The 17,799-nt window shown below is 45.3% G+C and carries 15 protein-coding genes and 1 pseudogene; 11 read left to right on the forward strand and 5 right to left on the reverse strand.

Annotated elements, in window-relative coordinates; genetic code table 11:
- Positions 1–130: 130 nt before the first annotated feature.
- Complete coding sequence (locus QT987_RS06810; RefSeq protein ID WP_333238429.1) at positions 131–1,492, reverse strand: histidine phosphatase family protein; 1,362 nt, start codon at positions 1,490–1,492, stop codon at positions 131–133.
- Between the two features lie 215 nt (positions 1,493–1,707).
- Here QT987_RS06810 and QT987_RS06815 point away from each other — a divergent pair, with 215 nt between their 5' ends.
- The 7 genes from QT987_RS06815 (at position 1,708) to QT987_RS06845 (ending at position 9,953) form a co-directional block, all read left to right on the forward strand.
- On the forward strand, positions 1,708–3,300 hold the full coding sequence (locus QT987_RS06815; protein ID WP_333238431.1) for a CPBP family glutamic-type intramembrane protease: 1,593 nt from the start codon (positions 1,708–1,710) through the stop codon (positions 3,298–3,300).
- Between the two features lie 352 nt (positions 3,301–3,652).
- The gene (locus tag QT987_RS06820) at positions 3,653–3,865 is read left to right on the forward strand and encodes a hypothetical protein (RefSeq protein ID WP_333238433.1); all 213 of its coding nucleotides are present in this window, start codon (positions 3,653–3,655) and stop codon (positions 3,863–3,865) included.
- A gap of 94 nt (positions 3,866–3,959) precedes the next feature.
- Complete coding sequence (locus QT987_RS06825) at positions 3,960–4,307, forward strand: NINE protein (RefSeq protein WP_333035309.1); 348 nt, start codon at positions 3,960–3,962, stop codon at positions 4,305–4,307.
- Positions 4,308–4,493: 186 nt separating this feature from the next.
- Positions 4,494–5,234: a helix-hairpin-helix domain-containing protein gene (locus QT987_RS06830; RefSeq protein WP_333238436.1), complete on the forward strand. Its 741-nt coding sequence runs from the start codon at positions 4,494–4,496 to the stop codon at positions 5,232–5,234.
- A 136-nt stretch (positions 5,235–5,370) separates the two neighbouring features.
- Positions 5,371–5,853: a DUF29 domain-containing protein gene (locus tag QT987_RS06835; protein WP_333051598.1), complete on the forward strand. Its 483-nt coding sequence runs from the start codon at positions 5,371–5,373 to the stop codon at positions 5,851–5,853.
- Positions 5,854–6,147: 294 nt separating this feature from the next.
- Positions 6,148–7,158 (forward strand): chlorophyll synthase ChlG, encoded by a 1,011-nt coding sequence (gene chlG / locus QT987_RS06840; protein ID WP_333238438.1) that lies wholly within the window; start codon positions 6,148–6,150, stop codon positions 7,156–7,158.
- 239 nt (positions 7,159–7,397) lie between these two features.
- Positions 7,398–9,953 carry a penicillin-binding protein 1A gene (locus QT987_RS06845; RefSeq protein WP_333238439.1) on the forward strand — a complete coding sequence of 852 codons (2,556 nt, stop codon included), beginning with the start codon at positions 7,398–7,400 and terminating at the stop codon, positions 9,951–9,953.
- 116 nt (positions 9,954–10,069) lie between these two features.
- Here QT987_RS06845 and rsmB read toward each other — a convergent pair whose 3' ends face one another.
- Both rsmB and QT987_RS06855 read right to left on the reverse strand, forming a co-directional pair.
- Positions 10,070–11,659 (reverse strand): 16S rRNA (cytosine(967)-C(5))-methyltransferase RsmB, encoded by a 1,590-nt coding sequence (rsmB, locus tag QT987_RS06850; RefSeq protein WP_333238441.1) that lies wholly within the window; start codon positions 11,657–11,659, stop codon positions 10,070–10,072.
- A 115-nt stretch (positions 11,660–11,774) separates the two neighbouring features.
- Positions 11,775–12,428, reverse strand: a pseudogene (locus QT987_RS06855) (Uma2 family endonuclease).
- Positions 12,429–12,955: 527 nt separating this feature from the next.
- Here QT987_RS06855 and QT987_RS06860 point away from each other — a divergent pair.
- Both QT987_RS06860 and QT987_RS06865 read left to right on the forward strand, forming a co-directional pair.
- On the forward strand, positions 12,956–13,123 hold the full coding sequence (locus tag QT987_RS06860) for a hypothetical protein (protein ID WP_333238443.1): 168 nt from the start codon (positions 12,956–12,958) through the stop codon (positions 13,121–13,123).
- A 247-nt stretch (positions 13,124–13,370) separates the two neighbouring features.
- On the forward strand, positions 13,371–14,075 hold the full coding sequence (locus QT987_RS06865; protein ID WP_333238445.1) for a hypothetical protein: 705 nt from the start codon (positions 13,371–13,373) through the stop codon (positions 14,073–14,075).
- Positions 14,076–14,529: 454 nt separating this feature from the next.
- Here the strand turns inward: QT987_RS06865 and QT987_RS06870 are convergent, their stop codons facing one another.
- Together QT987_RS06870 and QT987_RS06875 are read right to left on the reverse strand one after the other, a co-directional pair.
- Entirely contained in the window at positions 14,530–14,976 is a 447-nt protein-coding gene (locus QT987_RS06870) for an NADAR family protein (protein WP_333238447.1), read from the reverse strand.
- Between the two features lie 48 nt (positions 14,977–15,024).
- Positions 15,025–15,738, reverse strand: a complete 714-nt coding sequence (locus tag QT987_RS06875) for a hypothetical protein (protein WP_333238449.1) — start codon at positions 15,736–15,738, stop codon at positions 15,025–15,027.
- 121 nt (positions 15,739–15,859) lie between these two features.
- On the opposite strand from QT987_RS06875, the gene QT987_RS06880 reads away from it, so the two are divergent.
- Together QT987_RS06880 and QT987_RS06885 are read left to right on the forward strand one after the other, a co-directional pair.
- On the forward strand, positions 15,860–16,930 hold the full coding sequence (locus QT987_RS06880) for a dipeptide epimerase (RefSeq protein WP_333238450.1): 1,071 nt from the start codon (positions 15,860–15,862) through the stop codon (positions 16,928–16,930).
- Positions 16,931–16,964: 34 nt separating this feature from the next.
- Positions 16,965–17,765: a Uma2 family endonuclease gene (locus QT987_RS06885; RefSeq protein WP_333238533.1), complete on the forward strand. Its 801-nt coding sequence runs from the start codon at positions 16,965–16,967 to the stop codon at positions 17,763–17,765.
- The last annotated feature ends 34 nt before the right edge of the window (positions 17,766–17,799 follow it).

Below are 17,799 nucleotides of genomic sequence, written 5' to 3' on the forward strand. Positions count from 1 at the left end.
TTAGTTTCAGGAATTAAGAACTTCCTAAGCGTCGGGCGCGGTTGTTATCGAAATTCAAACATTTTTCAGGCGCGAACCCGTAGCGGTGGGCGTTCCTTCCGCTACGGGTTCGCGCTCAGCAATTTACGGATTAAAGTGCTCCGGCTGCTGTTTTGTCAAAAACGCCGCCGCTCAAATGAGTTGTGACATTCATCGCCTGCAATACTGGCAAACCATCGGGGCCGTGGGGATAATCAATCACGCTAACGGCTCCGTTTCCTTGTTTGAACTTCCAGAAATGTTCGGGTTCTAAACCGAATAGGTGGCAGAGAATTGCTTTGTTAATGGCATCGTGAGCAACGACAATCCCAGTACCAGAAACTGATTGTACAATTTCGCGCCAAGCTGCGATCGCCCTCTGCCAAACTTGCTGCAAATTCTCTCCTTCGGGCATTTGGACTGTTTCAGGAGATGTTTTCCATTCTTCTAGCAAACCCGGATAGGATTGTTCGATTTCTGATTCAAACTTTCCTTCCCAAAGTCCGTGGCTGATTTCTCTCAAGTCATCGCGCAGTTCCAGTTGCAAACCGCCGTGATACTTGAGAATAATTTCCGCAGTTTCTTTCGGGCGCAGCATCGAACTGCTAATCGCAAAATCTAATTTTACATTCTTGAGAAATTCTGCTGCCCGCCGGGATTGTTCGCGGCCGTTATCGTTGAGAGGTACGTCTATTTGCCCCTGAAATTTACCTGCTTTATTCCAGTCGGTTTCGCCGTGACGCACCAGCAACAATCGCGGGCCTTGGTGTCCGTCCCTCGGTTTGGGAAAAATTTCCCCGGTATGGGAAGTTAAATTCACTGACTCTAATTGAACTGGAACTTTCTTTTTTGGCTCTCCTGGCTCGTCGTTGGTAACAGGGGAAGTTCCAAAATTAATTACGCTAATTCCGCAATTTGACTGTTGGATTGATTGATAGTAATCAGGGGTAATTTCCGAGGCGGTGGCGATGAGAGCGCGGTTGATTCCGTTGTGACCTACTACTAGAATTGTGCCGTCTTGGTGACGCGATAAAAGTTCTTGCCAAAAATGACGGGCGTTAGCAAAAACGGCTAATACGGGAAAGTGTTCGATTTCTCCGTCAGCAGATGGCAGTTTCATGGAAAATTTGTCTGGCTGTTTTTGCCACTGCTGATATGCTTCGGGGAATTTGTCGATCGCATCTTGCCGCAGCATTCCTTCCCACAGAGGCAAATCGATTTCCATCAAATTATCAGTTGGCTGGAGTTGTGGCGGATTTGTCAAGCGCGACAGGATGATTTCCGCTGTTTCTTTGGCTCGTTGCAGGGGACTGGTATAGGCGGCATCAAAGGCGATACTGCTGAGTGTGTCGCCTACTTGCAGGGCGGCGCTGCGGCCTGCTTCTGTCAAAATTGATTTATCGAGGCGGCCTTGGATGCGGCGTTCTTGATTGTATGTGCTTTTGCCGTGACGGACTAAGATAATGCGAGTCATTCGATTTTAGATTTTAGATTTTAGATTTTAGATTTAGCCTGTTACTGCGCTTCGGGTGCGGGGTGCACGCCTTACCCAGTATTCGGGTGCGAGGCGAGTCAAAAAGATGAGCCAGTGAAATTTTACCAGTTGTCGGGATACTCTCGTCTGCAACGACCTATGATTAAAGACGGAAAAGATTTAGCCACGGATTCGCGCGGGACGGAAAAGCAGGAATGACACTGAAGCGGGTTATTTTAGGTATTTTAACGGCGATCGCGATCGCCCTGGTCGGTTTATCTTTACTTGCTAGTTGGAATCAGCCGCAAATTCAAAGCCGGCTGGAACTCTACCAGACAAATTTGCTGCTGCACGCCTCGGAGTGGCAAGGAGAAAATAATCAGAGTGCTAATTTAAGTTCGGCGCGCAACAATATTGTCGGTGCAGATCCTTTAAATACGGCTTTGACGCAATATCAAGAAGCGCGAGACTCGACTCGCAAAACTCTCGAAACATCTCAAGCACAAGTTAAAGAAATTCAGTCGGCAATTGCCTCTAAGTCTGAGGATAATACTCTGAATTTGGCTCAAAATAAGGCAGCGTCCGAGTCGATCAAGCAACAGTCAGTGCTGCTAAACGAACTTGACTTGCGATTGGGAATTTTGCAGGCAAGCAGTGGTAAAACTGAGGCGGCGATCCAAACTTGGAAAGATTTAGTTGAGCGGTACAACACTCAAATTGATTACGATCCTGCGGCGGTAACTGCTAAAGTTTTAACTGGAATTTGGAGCAATCCGGCTCAACTGCTGCCGGATGCCGAGCAGAACATTCAAAAGTCTTTGGATGGCTGGTTTCGCTATCGCGCTCTCGCTCAACTTTACAAGCTGCAAGAACGTTCTAAAGAGCTGGTGGCGCTGCAAGCAGCAGAGCAAGTAACAGCCCAGCAAGCTGTAGAAAAGTTGGCAATTATTGTCGGCGTTCCGGCTATTTCGCTTTGTCTTGGCACGGTTTTGCTGGTTGGTTTGAGCCTGCAGTGGCTGTTGCAGCGGCAGCAGTTAGATACAGCAGGTTCCGGCCCGGTGTTGGCGCGAAATGCAAGCTTGACTTGGGATGTGCCTTGGGATGGCGAGATTGTTTGGCAGGTGCTGGTGGTCGGCTTTTTCTTTGTCGGGCAAATCTTGATTCCCTATTTGCTGCTGCCTGTTTCTCTGGCTGTTTTAAAACTGAATCCTGCTACTTTTGACCCGCGCGAGAAGGCTTTTTATATCTTTGCTACTTATTTGTTGCTGTCGGCGGGGGGGCTTTCGGTACTGTATTTTTCGGTGAAGTCTTTTTTGCCTTTGCCTGATGGTTGGTTTCGGATTAATTTGCGGGGAAATTGGTTTTTGTGGGGTTTTGGCGGCTATTTTGCGGCTTTGCCTTTGGTGGTTTTGGTGTCGCTGATCAATCAGCAGTTATGGCAGGGACAAGGCGGCAGTAATCCGATTTTGCCGATCGTTCTCGAAGGTAGGGATAACGTGGCTTTGGCGGTGTTTTTCGGCACTGCTGCGATCGCGGCTCCGGTTTTTGAGGAAATTGTGTTTCGGGGCTTTCTACTGCCTTCTCTGACTCGCTATTTGCCTGTTTGGGGGGCGATCGCAGCTTCTGCTTTCTTGTTTGCTGTGGCTCACTTGAGTGTGTCTGAGATTCTGCCTTTGGCGACTTTGGGTGCGGTTTTGGGGTTTGTGTACACGCGATCGCGAAATCTCCTGGCTCCTATGCTTCTCCACAGTCTTTGGAATAGCGGTACTCTCTTGAGTCTGTTTCTTTTGGGCGGCGGCGCGAGTTAATTGGGGCGGTTGTTAATAATTGTGAATTAACCGAGTTTTTTTGACAGTTTTCGTGCGGGCGATCGACTCTTGCCAAAAACAGCAGTAGGCTGTTCGCTGCGCCCCTGATATCTAGGCCGGTACAATAACCGGAACTCCCATAGGGGCGGGTTCACATTAATCTGTAATATTAGCCACAGATCCAGATAGACCCGCCCCGGTTCCTTACTTTAGCGGAAAAACAGGGTTTAAGATGGAAGTAATATCTTGTCGGCTGTTGATTGAGAGACTCACGCGGGCGATCGCACCCAGCGGAAGTTGACAATCCGGCTAATTTATAGCTAAATTTTAATTTAGGATGAGGCTTAAACCCATGAGCAATTTGAACAGCCGCAACTTAGAGGGAACGCCGAGTTGGATGCGTTTCGCACCCTACGCAGCCTTGGGTCTGTTAATATTTTCTTTCAATTCAGGCAGCGAACTCAATTATTTCTTGAGAGGCTACTTGGTCATTCTACAAGCTCAAGCCGGTATTGTTCTGCTGTATTTTGCGATGTCTAAGTTTCGCAAAAACCCAAATAAATGAGTAAAAATTAGTACCATTACTTAGCTCGATCGTTCAAGGTCGTGCATTCAAAGTCGATGGCGGAAGTTAAAATAAAAAACTGGGGAAAGTAAAAATGGTAAAAGATAAAACCGTAGCAGTTCTGTTAGCTTTCTTTGTAGGAGGTTTCGGAATTCACAAATTTTATTTGGGCAATAACTTAGCAGGGGTATTATACTTGCTATTTTCTGGGACATTAATTCCGTTCGTGATCGCATTTTTCGATTTTCTTGGACTGCTGCTGATGTCGGAACAAGCTTTTCAGGTTCAGTACAATGGCGGCACGTTGCCATCTGGGTATGTCCTCAGAGCGGCAAAAGATGTAACCGGGGCGATCGGCGAATTGAAAAAACTTTACGATATGGGCGCAATTACCGCCGAAGAATATGAAGAAAAACGCCAAAAACTGTTGCGAGAATTGTAATTTGCGAAGGAAGTTCGGCAACGGATTATGTAACGAATGTAACGGATGGAAGGAAGAAGGAAGAAGGAAGTTCGGCAACGGATTTTGTAACGGATGTAACGGATGTAAAGGATAGAAGGAAGAAGGAAGAAGGTAGAAGGTAGAAGAAAGCCCACTATTAAAAAAGTGGGAGTGAAATAAGTAAGTGTGAGATCACAACTATTATTTAAGGATAAAATTAAAGTGTCTCAAGATTTATACTGGCTGCGTCAAACTCCCAACTGGGTGTGGTATGCTTTTATTCCCTACTTCGGCGGATTGGCGATCGCCTATGCCGGCCAAAAATCAAATATTCGTAGTTGGATGGGATGGGGTGTTGGCATTACTTTAGCAGCACTCGCGGTATCTTCTTCAACTAATTTGGGTACGATCGTGTGGATTGCTCAAATTGTTACTGCTTTTAGTTTGAAAAAGCGCTATCTCATCAAAACCGCACCCAGAGGTTTACTGGTTCCGGCGAGTGCGACGAATGCCGAAGAATTGGCAAACGTGCGCGGCAAAATAGATATTAATGAGTGTACCAAAGACGATATGGTCAGAATCTTGGGTTTGCCGATCGTCTACGCCAACGATATTGAATCTCTGCAAAACGAAGGCTACATTTTTACCTACGCCGAAGAGTTATCAGAAATAGCAGGAGTTCCCGAAAGTCACGTCAGACGCATCGCCCCGATGATTTGCTTCAGCTACAATTATCAAAAAGAATCGCAGTTTACTTGGAAACGGTTAAATATTCTTTCGCCGGAAGAGTTAATCGCCAGCGGTTTAGATCGATATGTTGCGGAAAAAATAGTTAGAGAAAGGCAGAGAAAAGGCGCTTACAAATCAGTTGTCGAAGTCAAGCGGCGGACGGGACTGCCTTTTGATTCATACCGCCATATTTGTTAATTTACAGTTGTTAAGTAAGTCCAAAGCCAAAAAAACAATAATATGCGATCGAACCTTGTAGGGCCGGGTTTGACCAACAATAATTGCCTAAAACCAATCATCTCGTAAACCCGCCCCCGCCCAACTAAAAAGTATTATGACGACAAAATTAGAAGTAGAACGACAAAAATTGTATGATACAGATTACCTGAGATGGATTGAAACTACTGTGGAAAAGTTGCGGGATCGCGACTATTCAAACATCGACTGGGAAAATCTGATTGCAGAAATAGAAGACATGGGGCGAAGTGAACGCCGGAGTTTAGAGAGTAATCTGGTGGTAATTCTCCTGCACTTGCTTAAGTGGCAATTTCAACCGGATCAAAGAAGCGGTAGTTGGAAAGGCAGCATTGCCGAACATCGCAGACGCATTCGCAAAGCTATCAAAGATTCCCCCAGTCTCAAACCATATCTTGAAGAGGTATTGACTGAATGCTATGCGGATGCAGCAGAACAAGCAATTGCTGAAACTGGATTGCCTGTAGAAACGTTTCCGCAATTATGTATCTACACTTGGGTCGAGGTTCTAGATTCTGAATTTTTGCCAGATTTTCTGGCAGATGAGATGATTCAAGGGTAGTATGGCAAAAAACTCGATCGCCTCCTGGTAATTGACATTCAATGCACCGGCTGGCAAAAATCTCCCCAAGCAGGCGGGCCCAGCAAAATTATTAAAAAAAGTATTTATCCTCTTGACATTTACACAGAATAATGATATTAAAATAAGTTGATGAAACCCGTACTTTTCCCTAGCATTAACTCCAAGACGGGGTAAGTTTTCAAGACGATGCCTTAAATATCAGTGGTATCCTATCAGAATTATTATTGAAACGCAGAACGACACAATAGTAGCAGTACCGCTAACATCACACTTATGTCTGACTCTCCTCCCTCCCCAATCTCCCCAGAATCTGCACCGGAAAGTGCTGCTACCGAAAACCGCAGTTCCAAAACTCGGCAACTGTTGGGCATGAAAGGGGCCGCTAGCGGGGAAACTTCCATCTGGAAGATTCGCTTGCAATTGATGAAACCGATTACCTGGATTCCCCTGATTTGGGGCGTGGTGTGCGGGGCGGCCTCTTCTGGAAACTATGTTTGGAACCTAGAGAATTTCTCGATCGCAGCAGCTTGTATGTTGATGTCAGGGCCGTTGCTGACCGGGTACACTCAAACTTTGAACGATTTTTACGATCGCGACATCGACGCCATTAACGAGCCCTACCGTCCAATTCCCTCCGGGATTATCTCGATTCCCCAAGTAGTAACGCAAATTTTGGTATTATTAGCCGCTGGTATTGGGGTGGCTTATGCTCTAGACTTGTGGGCGGGTCATGAATTCCCGATAATGACTGTTTTGACTCTCGGCGGCGCGTTTCTAGCTTATATCTACTCTGCGCCCCCGCTGAAACTCAAGCAGAATGGCTGGTTGGGAAATTATGCCCTGGGTGCTAGCTACATTGCCCTGCCTTGGTGGGCGGGTCAAGCTTTGTTTGGTACACTAGATCCCACGATTATGATTTTGACCCTGTTTTACAGTTTGGCTGGGCTGGGAATTGCGATCGTTAATGATTTCAAAAGTGTTGAGGGCGATCGGCAATTAGGGTTAAAATCTTTACCAGTGATGTTTGGCATCAGCACCGCAGCTTGGATTTGCGTTTTGATGATCGACATCTTTCAAGCTGGGATTGCAGGCTATCTGATCAGCATCCACCAAAACCTTTACGCTGTCATTCTGCTGCTGCTGATAATTCCCCAAATTACTTTTCAGGATATGTACTTTTTGCGTAATCCCCTGGAAAATGATGTTAAATATCAGGCAAGTGCTCAGCCTTTCCTGGTTTTGGGTATGCTGGTAGCAGCCTTGGCACTAGGTCATGCGAATTAAGCAGAGTTTTGAGTTTTGAGTTAAAAAATTTTGAATTAAAAAAATCTAATTCACTTCTCAAAAAAATACCAAGTTCTGCAGCGTTAAGAAAAGTTTTGAATTTTGAGTTTTGAATTAAAAAGTTTTTAATTCAAAAAAACTAATTCAAGGCAGCGTGTTATTCAAGAAAAAATGTCGAATTAAAAATTAAGAATTGAAGAAGGCTAGCTTTTTTAATTTTTAATTTTTAATCGGACTTGATGAGGTTTGAAGGTCTGATCGTGGCAGAATTTTTCTCAAATATCAAAGATACATTGAGCAAAGTCACTAACGCAATAAGCGGTAATTCCGATCGAGAACCGCCGAAGGCAGCGAAGGGCAATAAGCTCAACTCGCCGGAATCCGAGGCGGAATTTTCTACACGGACAAGGGATGAGCGCTCCGAGTATGTGGTATCAGAAGATGCTGCATCTCTAGAAGAGTCAGAATATTTAGACTCAGAATATTTAGACTCAGAATATTTAGAGTCAGAATATTTAGAGCCAGAATACGCTCGATATCCAATAGTCAAACGCAATTGGCAAGGGTTGAAGCGCTTAATTGCTTGGTTGGAAATTGAACCTCAAGTTACCAGCTTGCAAACCAAGGGAAAAGAATTGTTGGGGCCGGGATTAAGTTTGCTGGGAACTAAATCACCCCAAAAATCGGATAGTAGCGAATTGCCGGAAAATAGCGAATCGCAGAACACCCAACTGCAGAGACATACGGAACTACAGGAAATTAGCACACCGCAGGAAAATAGCGCACCGCAGGAAAAAACTAAAAAACGGATCTCCCGCCGCCCTAGATTTTGGATAAGTTTAGGTGTGGTAAGTATAGGCGGGGGCGCTTTAATCTACGGTTTATGGATTTTGTACACCTTAGACAAAGGTTTGCCAGATGTTAACGATTTGTCAGCGTTTAACCGCGACGGAACGCTGACAATTAAGGCAGCAGATAATACGATTTTGTTGCAGTCGGGGCCTGCAACTAGAGATAAACTGAAACTTAAAGAAATTCCCGAACTCTTGGTTCAAGCTTTTATTGCCATAGAAGACCGCCGTTTTTATCAACATCGCGGGGTGGATTATCAAGGTATTGTGCGATCGATTGTTTCTAATTTGATCGCGCGAGATTTAGTGCAGGGCGGCAGTACAATTACGCAACAATTGGCTCGCGTTGTTTTTCTCAATCAGGAAAGAAGTATTAGGCGGAAAGTTCGAGAAGCTCTTTTAGCTCAAAAAATTGAGCGGGAGTTGAGTAAAGAGCAAGTTTTAGAAAGATATTTAAATCTGGTTTATTTGGGTTCAGATGCCTACGGAGTGGCAGATGCAGCGTTGGTTTTCTTTAGCAAAACAGTCGATAAATTAACTTTGGCAGAGATGGCAACTTTAGCGGGTTTGCCCCCGGCACCGAGCGAATATTCGCCTTTGGTTAATCCCGATATTGCTAAGCAACGCCGCAATCTTGTGCTGCAACAAATGCAGGAAGCGAAGGTAATTACAGAGGCTGAGGCGAAGGAGGCGATGGCGGAACCAATCGCCGTTAAACCAAGTCCGCCGAAGCGATTTAAAGTGGTCGCGCCTTATTTTGCTAGTTACATTCGGAAGGAATTGCCGCGCTATGTTTCTCAGGATGCTTTGGAAGCTGGCGGTTTGACTGTCGAGACGACGGTGGATTTGAAGTGGCAGAAAATAGCGGAAGAGGTTGTTAAAAATGCGATCGAAGTTGATGGCCGCCGTCAGGGTTTTGAACAGGCCGCTTTAGTTTCACTGGACACTAAGACTGGTGAAGTTAAGGCCCTGGTAGGAGGTGGAAATTTTAAGGAAAGTGAATTTAATCGCGCTACGCAGGCTTTGCGGCAGCCCGGATCGACGTTTAAAGGGTTGGTTTATGCCGCGGCGATGGCGGCTGGTTTTTCTCCCTATGACGGTTACGAAGACGAACCAATTATTATCGACGGCTATCAACCGAATAATTATGGCAAAAAATTTAGCGGTTGGCGATCGATCTCTGATGCTTTGACGCGTTCGGTGAATGTCGTAGCTGTGAAGGTGTTGATGGATGTGGGGTTTGAACCGGCGATCAAAGTAGCCAACGATATGGGAATTAAGTCGAAATTGAGTCCGATTTATTCCCTGGCTTTGGGTTCTTCGGAGGTGAACTTGCTGGAGTTAACCAATGCTTACGGTACTTTAGCAGCGCAAGGGAATTTTATTGAAGCCCACGGAATTAAGCGGGTGATTAATCAGCGGGGAGATGTAATTTATCAGGCTAATTTTAAACCGAAGCGGGTTTTGGATAAGGATAGTGCTGCGATTACTACTTGGATGTTGGAGGGTGTTGTGCAAGACGGTACGGGGGGGCCTGCTGCTTTAAACGATCGCGCTGTAGCAGGCAAAACTGGTACTTCGGAAAATGTCCGGGATTTGTGGTTTATTGGTTACATTCCACAGGTTGTGACTGGAGTTTGGCTAGGAAATGATGATAATTATCCCACCTGGGGAACTAGCGGTACGGCGGCCTACAATTGGCGCGATTTTATGAGTCAAATTGTTAAGGGAATGCCGGTTGAGAAGTTTCCTAAGTTGCCGAAGTTGGACGGCCGCAAGGGCAGTATTAAGGCCAAACCGGTGGAGCCTAAGAGGATTATTCGGGGGATGATTGTGAATGAGGATGGTGCGATCGTTCCTTACAATCCCAATCCTCAACCCCGGTATCGCCAGTGGGAAGAGCCTGCTTATCAAGAGCCTGCTTATCAAGAGCCGGGATATTAAGCGGGTTTTACCAACAATTGCCACCCGTAGGGGCGGGTTTCACGAACAATAATCGCCTAAAACCAATAATCTCATAAACCCGCCCCCACGATAGCCGTAAATCACCATCTACCAATCTAATCTTGCTTTAGCCTTACCATAAAAAAGCCGTCCATGTGATGTCTGTGCGGCCACACTTTCACCCATCCTTCGGGTGATGGCTGTACGGGTAAATCAATTGTTGGCGGTTCGATTTGCCAGTTAGGATTGTTGTCTAAGAACGATCGAATAACTGTTTCATTTTCCAAGGGATGAATTGTGCAAGTTGCATAAACTAATACGCCGCCGGACTTGACAAATGTCGCTGCATTTGCTATCAATTCCGATTGCAGTTGGGATTGTTCTTGAATGTTTTCGGGCGTGTGTCGCCAGCGGGCGTCGGCGCGGCGGTGCAGGGTTCCGAGGCCAGAACAAGGTGCGTCGAGTAAAACTCTGTCTGCGAGGTTAACAAACTCTGGGAAATGGCGGCTGTCTCCGGTATGAATTTTAATGGATTTCATCTGGAGTCTGTCTGCATTTTCTTTAAGTTTTTTGAGTCTGCTGGCGGTTTTGTCGCAGGCATAAATTGTGCCTTCATCCTCCATTAATTCGGCGCTGTGGGTAGTTTTTCCCCCCGGTGCGGCGCAGGCGTCGATGATAGTTTCCCCTGGCTGGGGCGCTAGTAAATGGGTGACTAATTGAGCGCTGCTGTCTTGAATTGTCCACCAACCTTCGCTGTATCCGGGGAGGTTTTGAATTGCGCCGATGCTGCCATTTAGTCTTAATGCTTGTGGTAAGTGTGGGAGTCTGCTAGTTGAGATGTTGTGGGTTTGGAAGGCAGCTTCGATTTGGGCGATCGAGCTTTTTAAAGGATTGATTCTCAGGTCAATTGTGGGGGATTGGTTGAACCATTCACAGAGTTGTTCGGTTTCGGTTTCGCCTATTTGTTCGATCCACAATTCTATTAGCCAGTCGGGGAAACTGTGGATAATTCCTAAGCGTTGGACTGGGTTTTCGGGTAATTTTAGGGAATTAAAACCCCCCCCAGCCCCCCCTTGGTAAGGGGGGGAGTTAGATGTTGTTTTAGTCTCTGTTTGCTCAGGGGAATTTGCACCCCCCCCAGCCCCCCCTTGGTAAGGGGGGGAGTTAGAGGTAGTTTTAGTTTCTGCTTGCTCAGGGGAATTTGCACCCCCCCCAGCCCCCCCTTGGTAAGGGGGGGAGTTAGATGTTGTTTTAGTCTCTGTTTGCTCAGGGGAATTAGGAAGACTCTTAGCCCCCCCTTGGTAAGGGGGGGTTGGGGGGGTTAAACGGGTATACTGTCGCAACAAACCGTTGACAAAACTGCTGAGTCCTGAAAATCCGTTTTCTTTTGCTAGTTGAACGGTGGTATTTACGGCGGCGGAGGGGGGAATCTGGTTGAGATATTCGAGTTGATATAAGCCTAAATGTAAGATGGTGCGGAGTTCGGGTGGTTGTTGGGAGGATTTCTTTGTTGCTAGTTTGTCGATGATGAAGTCGATCGATCGCATTCTCCTGACGCTACCGTAAACTAATTCTGTCACTAAACGCCGATCGAGGTCGTTGAGTTGAGAATTGCTGAAAGCGCGATCGAGTGCGGCATCTGCGAATGCACCGCGGCGGTGGACTTCGCGGAGTGCGAGAAATGCTATTTGGCGGGGATTTTGCATAGTTAAGATATGGGGGTCTAGAAACCGGGTTTTTTACGATAAGACGCGTTACAGCCCGCAGATTTGGTGAAAAACCCATTTTCCGATCGCCCGTGATTCGAGGACTATTATAATCTCAAATGTCCTCTGGATTTATGCCCATTTCTCGGAGTTTTTCTGAAAGGCGATCGGCTTTTTGTTGCGCTTGTTCCATTTGTCTTGACAACTCCACCTAAGACAAAAACTTCAGTCCGTCTGGACGATAAATTTCTAAGTTTCCTGATGCAGTTTCAAAACGGATTTCCAAACGCGGACTTACCCAACCTTCCATTGATTCAATATAGTTGAGTTTCCCCTCACTTCGCACCCAACCTATTAACTCATTATACTTTAAATCGTAGAAATAGCATTCTTCGACTCCAAAATTTTCGTAGAATTTAAACAGCTTAAATATTTCTCCCAGTCGGTTTTCCGGCGAGAAGATTTCAAGGACAACTTGCGGGGCAATATTATCTTCCAGCCACTGTTGGTAGGAACCTCTGTCACCTTTTGGTCTGCCAAAGACTACCATCGTATCAGGTGCTTGGCGAGTTTTGTTATCTCCTTCCACGGGATACCACAGCAAATCACCTGCTACAAAGACATTTTCGTGGTCTTTGAATAAGGCATCTATTCCGCCTTGAATTTTTACTATTAATTGGAACTGTTTGGTGTTGTCAGACATGGGTTTTCCGTCGCTGTCTGGGTAGATGATTTCTGGCAAAGTTTGAGAGGGAATTGTTGTTGTCATGGGGATGAGTCCATTGCTAGTAGCGTCAATTTCTATTTTATACCTATTTTATAGGACTTACGCAGGGGGCCCAGAAACCGGGTTTTGTTACGAAATTACTTCGTTCGTACTCGAAGATTAGGTAAAAAACCCGGTTTCTTTGTCGGAGTGCGTAAGTCCTGTTTTACTTATTCGGGTTTTGTTGACACCAATGGTTCTAATAAATTGCGTTCTTCTATGGGAAGTTCTAGCAAAACTCGTCTGTCGCCCTTTGTTTTCTTAGGATCGCGAATTAAATAACTTACAATTTTAATTGTTATTGTGGGATGGGCGTCCCGCCCGTCCAAAAAGGATGGGCGGGACGCCCATCCCACTTTCAAGAGTGGAAGTTATTTAATTCTCATTCCTTATAGCGGACAAACGATCGCTATTTTTGATCGACAATTACCCCCTCGGAGTTATCTCCTAGCAGCTTTTCTTGAAGAAGCTCGGTCTACGAAAGGACAAATATACCTAGAAATTATTGAGAAAATTGAATGTAGCAAAATATGAGGGATGTAAAAGTAACTGAAGTGACTGGCAATTGTATAGATGCTGAACTTTATACCGACGGTATAGTAATTACAGAACTATGGCCCACAGGTGGAGAAGATGCAGAACCAGAAAGCACCGAGATCCTTTTGACAGAAGCAAAAAGGCTACTGCGGGAGTGGTAAGCAATTTTGAATCTGTGGTGTAAACAGCAGGCACAATAAATAATTAATCAGCAGATTAACTGGTTCCCGGGCTCTCTCTGTCTAGGAACCGATATCCAGAGTCTCTGCCTCGCAAGTCATAGACTCGCGGGAGGCAGAGCCTCCAAATCTGCGTCCCCAGGCAGAGCTAGGGAACAAGAAAAAATCAGAAAAATATTCTTTAAGATTTGTTACAATACACAAAACTTCATACTTTCCCCAACACTGGATGACCTTTTTCAACGCCTCCGAACCCCTAATCCGCTGCAAACAGGAACATCTCGACGTACAAGACATCGAAGGCCTGTTGCAACTCCGCTGGCAAATTGGAAATATTACTCTTTTCTCAGGATTTTATACCCGCATCGACCAAACTTTTCTGCTTTGGGGTTTGGTGACAGGGGGGATTTTTTTTACGGCTCAGTTTTTCCCCATCAGTTGGAGCTTTCAGGCGATTCTGTGGTCAACTTTGACTCTAATTGGCACTGCAGTAATGGCCGTTTTAACTTTGTTTTGGGTAAGAGTCGAGCGTGTTAGCTGGATTCTTTACTCTTGGGCGATTTTGATGATAACTGGTTTGGTTCTGACCGATTGCAGTATTTTTGCCGGTTGGGGAGGTTTGTTACTGCACCTTTGCGATTTGTGGTTGGGATTGAGCGCGATCGGCTATTTGTTGACGGGATTAGGTTTGCGATCGCGCACTTTTCTCCTGATTGGACTAACTCATTTATTTAGCATCCCTCTATTAACTTTTGTTGCACCTTGGCAATATCTAACCACAGGCATAATTATGGCCGGCTGTTTGTTGTTATTGTCCGAATTGCAGTGGGATATGCGATCGCCGATCGACAATAGTTTGCTAAGCGCAGAACAGAAAGAATTTAATATAATTCAACAGCAACTGCGACAGAGTGGCCCGATGGTATCCAAATAAATCACAAATGTAAAGAATTCTGAACGAGTGCTGACACTTTCCACAAATCGTACACAATAGTAAAGATACAGCATCAATAAAAAACAAAGTTTAACCAGAACAGGTGTTTTGCTGTTTTACCTGTGAATCGCCAACCTTAGGGGAACGGTGTCCGGGAGGCGACGGGCTAACAATGCTGTACTTGCGACCATAAAAGTTAATTCCGGTTGAGAGTAGTTGTTAAAACAAAAAAAGTGGTGCAGGGTTTTTACCGTTTCCCCTGCTTCGCAGTCTCTGAGGAGAGGCTAAACCCTCTACTAGAACAGCCCGACGAGATTGACACAGGTTTTGACAGTTGCTCAGACCGATTTTTGAGTTCAGTGTTTAAGAAAATTGAGGAAATGCTCGCTGACGAGCATTGCAGGACTTAGGATTAAATAAGTCCTGCTTTAGTTTAGAAAATTTAAGTTCTGTTTTACTCTGACGTGCGTTTTCGCAATATTTCCCTTACTTCCATTAAAATCTGGCCCAACATATTTTTGCCGCTGCCATCTTTACCGCAACCCCAATAGTAATCAACAGGGGAATTTTCGACTATTTCCTCATCCGCCGTAGCGAGTAAAAATTCTCTAATTTCGGCATGAGTTTCAAATTTTCGGAGTACGGCTTTTCGCATGATATCATCTTTTACTTTTTCCCAATCTTTGCGGAGGGGACGAGAGCGATCGCGCCCCATTTTTGCGGCATCTTTCGGCGTTTTTGCTTGGCGAATTTGGTCGCAATGAGCCGTTTTGGGAAACTTTTGTGCTTGAAAATAATGCTCGGTAGTTAGCCAATATTCTCCGTCTAACTCGAATCCATGACTGGAAAAATTAGAAAAACAGCCGTATTCGCTGGCAGTGGTGTAGAAGTAGATAGCCATAAAGTCTGCGATTTCAATTTCGTTAATAATCTTGGTTTATAGTCAGTTTTACCTCTGTGGATTATCCACTATCTTCAACCGCAAATCAATAGTTTCAAGATAGGAACCGATGTAAGACAGCAGGGCATAGATAAATACTATCACCCCTACCATTTCCAAAATTTCCTCAACAGAAGCCAACAAACCGTATATCAAGTTTCGCTGGCCAACCGCATCTGCATAATAGCCACAAACCATTTCCATGCCAAGTGCTCCACCGACATATATACTGCCTGCCAGTAAAAATAAATCCCTTGTTTTTCGGGGTAGGTGCCGGAGAAACTGGAGATAAGCCAGCGCAGTAACCGCAACAAAAATCGCCCCCGGAATTACCCAAATGAAGTAAAAAATTCCCCCTAAATCCAGTGCTTTTCGCAAGTCGTTAATAATTAATATTTCGTGCAAACTCAAGATTTCATCTAAAGAAAAAAATACAAAGATGAACGCCAGCGCTTTCCAGTGTCCAAAATACCGATCGCCCTCCTTCTTCTTAGCACTAGCAATAATACCTAGCAAAATCGCGCAAAACAGCAAAGTAAATGACGAGTACCACGAAGGATAATTTATCTCTCTGTCTAAATTAAATAAATTGATCCAGCGTTCTTGATAGTTAAAACCGTACCGCAGAACTTGTACGATGCAACCAGCAACAGCAAAGAAGAGCACCCAAATGCTGAGAGAGAAAGCAACTCTCTTCGGCGAAACAGAAATAATGAATTTCATCAAATTTTTGATAAACTAGAACAAGCAAAATCAAACTATAAAGTAAAAAGTAAAAAATGGCAATAGCGGCGCAATCCGTCCCCTCGGATTTTTATCTACAAAAAATTACCAATCACTGACAATGCACGTTCAAATTGAAACATTCACTGTCCGCAAGCGGTTTGCCCTTACCATCAGCCGCGGTACAACAGCCCAAAGTACGAATTTATGGGTAAAATTAGCACACGAAGGCATCGAAGGTTGGGGAGAAGCATCGCCTTTTTCCACAGGTTCTCGGCCCCAAACTACGGAAATTCTGCTAGCCGCATTGCAGGAAGTTGCACCGCTGCTAGAAAAGTTTACTCCGTTCGATCGCCAAAAAATCGAACAAGTATTAACAGAGGTCAACTTACCCTCAGCCGCCCGCGCCGGCATCGACATGGCAATGCACGACTGGCTGGGCAAAAAAGCAGGCTTGCCGCTGTGGAAAATGTGGGGATTAGATCGATCGCGCATCGTCCCCACCTCCGTCACGATCGGCATTAATTCCCCGAGGAGTGCAAGAGAAAGAGTGCGCGATTGGTTTGGCAAAGATCCAGCAAGCATCAATTACCGCGCCGTTAAGGTTAAATTAGGAAATCCCGCAGGAATCGAAGCCGACAAAGCTATGTTAATAGCAGTGCTAGAGGAAGCACCACCTAACCTTAAAATCAGTGTAGATGCTAACGGCGGTTGGAGTTTGACCAGTGCGATCGAAATGTGTCTTTGGCTGGAAAAATACCAGATAAATTATGTCGAACAGCCGCTTTCACCTGTCGCAGATATGGAGGAATTCTCAGAACTGTACCGTCAATCGCCCCTGCCAATTTTTGCTGATGAAAGTTGCTTTAATAGTTCCGATATACCCAAGCTAGCGCACTGCGTTCACGGCATCAATATCAAAATGATGAAGTCAGGCGGATTGACTGAAGCAATGCGGATGATTCACACAGCCAAAGCCTGCAATTTGCAAGTAATGTTCGGCTGCTATTCAGATAGCGCGATCGCAAATACAGCAGCCGCACAACTTTCACCGCTAGCTGACTATTTGGATTTGGACAGTCACTTAAATTTATTAGACGATCCTTTCACCGGTGCGATCGTCGAAAATGGGTGTTTGTTGCCAAACGGGCGATCGGGATTGGGAGTGCAGCGAGTTGAGATTGTAGAATAGAAGTATCGCTCAAAACACATCTGGAGATAGTATGATGCCAGTGGAATCAATAGGAGAGCAAATTGATAGAGAAGCCAAGCTTTTCTTTGAAGAACACAAGCCACCGACTGATTTAATTTTTGATGATGGTGCAGAAATGGAAAGCAACCGCCACCGTATAGCAATGACCGTTTTAATCCGTTCCGTAGAACAAGGTTTAGCTAACCGAAACGATTTTTTTGTCGGTGGCAATATGTTTATTTATTACAGCGCTAAACAGATTCGCAATCAGGATTTCCGAGGCCCGGATTTTTTCGCTGTGTTGGGTGTTGACAGCAATCCTTCCCGACAAGGCTGGGTAGTTTGGGAAGAAAACGGACGTTACCCGGATGTCATTGTGGAACTGCTGTCGCCGTCAACGGCAAATCAGGATACCGGCAAAAAAAAGGATATTTACGAGCAGGTTTTTAGAACTCCTGATTACTTTGTTTTCGATCCTTTCGAGCCGAATTCTTTGCAAGGATGGCGTTTAGATCCCAACCTGCGCTATCAGCCGTTAGTGCCCAACGAGCGGGGTTGGCTGTGGTGCGAAACGTTAGGTTTTTGGTTGGGCACTTGGGAAGGAATTGTCGATCGAGAAACAGCGACTTGGGTGCGTTTTTTCGATGAATCTGGCAATTTAGTTTTGTTGCCGGAGGAAGCCGCTCAACAACAAGCGGAAGCCGCTCAACAGCAAGCGGAAACTGCTCAACAACAAGCGGAACAGGAACGCCAGCGAGCCTCGCGACTAGAGGCCAGATTGCGAGAATTGGGAGAAGATCCGAATGATCTTACCCTGAACCCAAATCACAGCTAACACCCAATCGATTTTAGATTTTAGATTTTAGATT

Origin of the sequence: Microcoleus sp. SVA1B4 (genome assembly GCF_036700545.1) — a bacterium.
Lineage (GTDB): Bacteria > Cyanobacteriota > Cyanobacteriia > Cyanobacteriales > Microcoleaceae > Microcoleus.

Bases quoted from the DNA above. Each gene is read 5' to 3' on its own strand.
- QT987_RS06810 (WP_333238429.1), bottom strand. From the start codon at position 1,492: ATGACTCGCATTATCTTAGTCCGTCACGGCAAAAGCACATACAATCAA.
- QT987_RS06815 (WP_333238431.1), top strand. From the start codon at position 1,708: ATGACACTGAAGCGGGTTATTTTAGGTATTTTAACGGCGATCGCGATC.
- QT987_RS06820 (WP_333238433.1), top strand. From the start codon at position 3,653: ATGAGCAATTTGAACAGCCGCAACTTAGAGGGAACGCCGAGTTGGATG.
- QT987_RS06825 (WP_333035309.1), top strand. From the start codon at position 3,960: ATGGTAAAAGATAAAACCGTAGCAGTTCTGTTAGCTTTCTTTGTAGGA.
- QT987_RS06835 (WP_333051598.1), top strand. From the start codon at position 5,371: ATGACGACAAAATTAGAAGTAGAACGACAAAAATTGTATGATACAGAT.
- chlG (WP_333238438.1), top strand. From the start codon at position 6,148: ATGTCTGACTCTCCTCCCTCCCCAATCTCCCCAGAATCTGCACCGGAA.
- QT987_RS06845 (WP_333238439.1), top strand. From the start codon at position 7,398: ATGAGGTTTGAAGGTCTGATCGTGGCAGAATTTTTCTCAAATATCAAA.
- rsmB (WP_333238441.1), bottom strand. From the start codon at position 11,659: ATGCAAAATCCCCGCCAAATAGCATTTCTCGCACTCCGCGAAGTCCAC.
- QT987_RS06860 (WP_333238443.1), top strand. From the start codon at position 12,956: ATGAGGGATGTAAAAGTAACTGAAGTGACTGGCAATTGTATAGATGCT.
- QT987_RS06865 (WP_333238445.1), top strand. From the start codon at position 13,371: ATGACCTTTTTCAACGCCTCCGAACCCCTAATCCGCTGCAAACAGGAA.
- QT987_RS06870 (WP_333238447.1), bottom strand. From the start codon at position 14,976: ATGGCTATCTACTTCTACACCACTGCCAGCGAATACGGCTGTTTTTCT.
- QT987_RS06875 (WP_333238449.1), bottom strand. From the start codon at position 15,738: ATGAAATTCATTATTTCTGTTTCGCCGAAGAGAGTTGCTTTCTCTCTC.
- QT987_RS06880 (WP_333238450.1), top strand. From the start codon at position 15,860: ATGCACGTTCAAATTGAAACATTCACTGTCCGCAAGCGGTTTGCCCTT.
- QT987_RS06885 (WP_333238533.1), top strand. From the start codon at position 16,965: ATGCCAGTGGAATCAATAGGAGAGCAAATTGATAGAGAAGCCAAGCTT.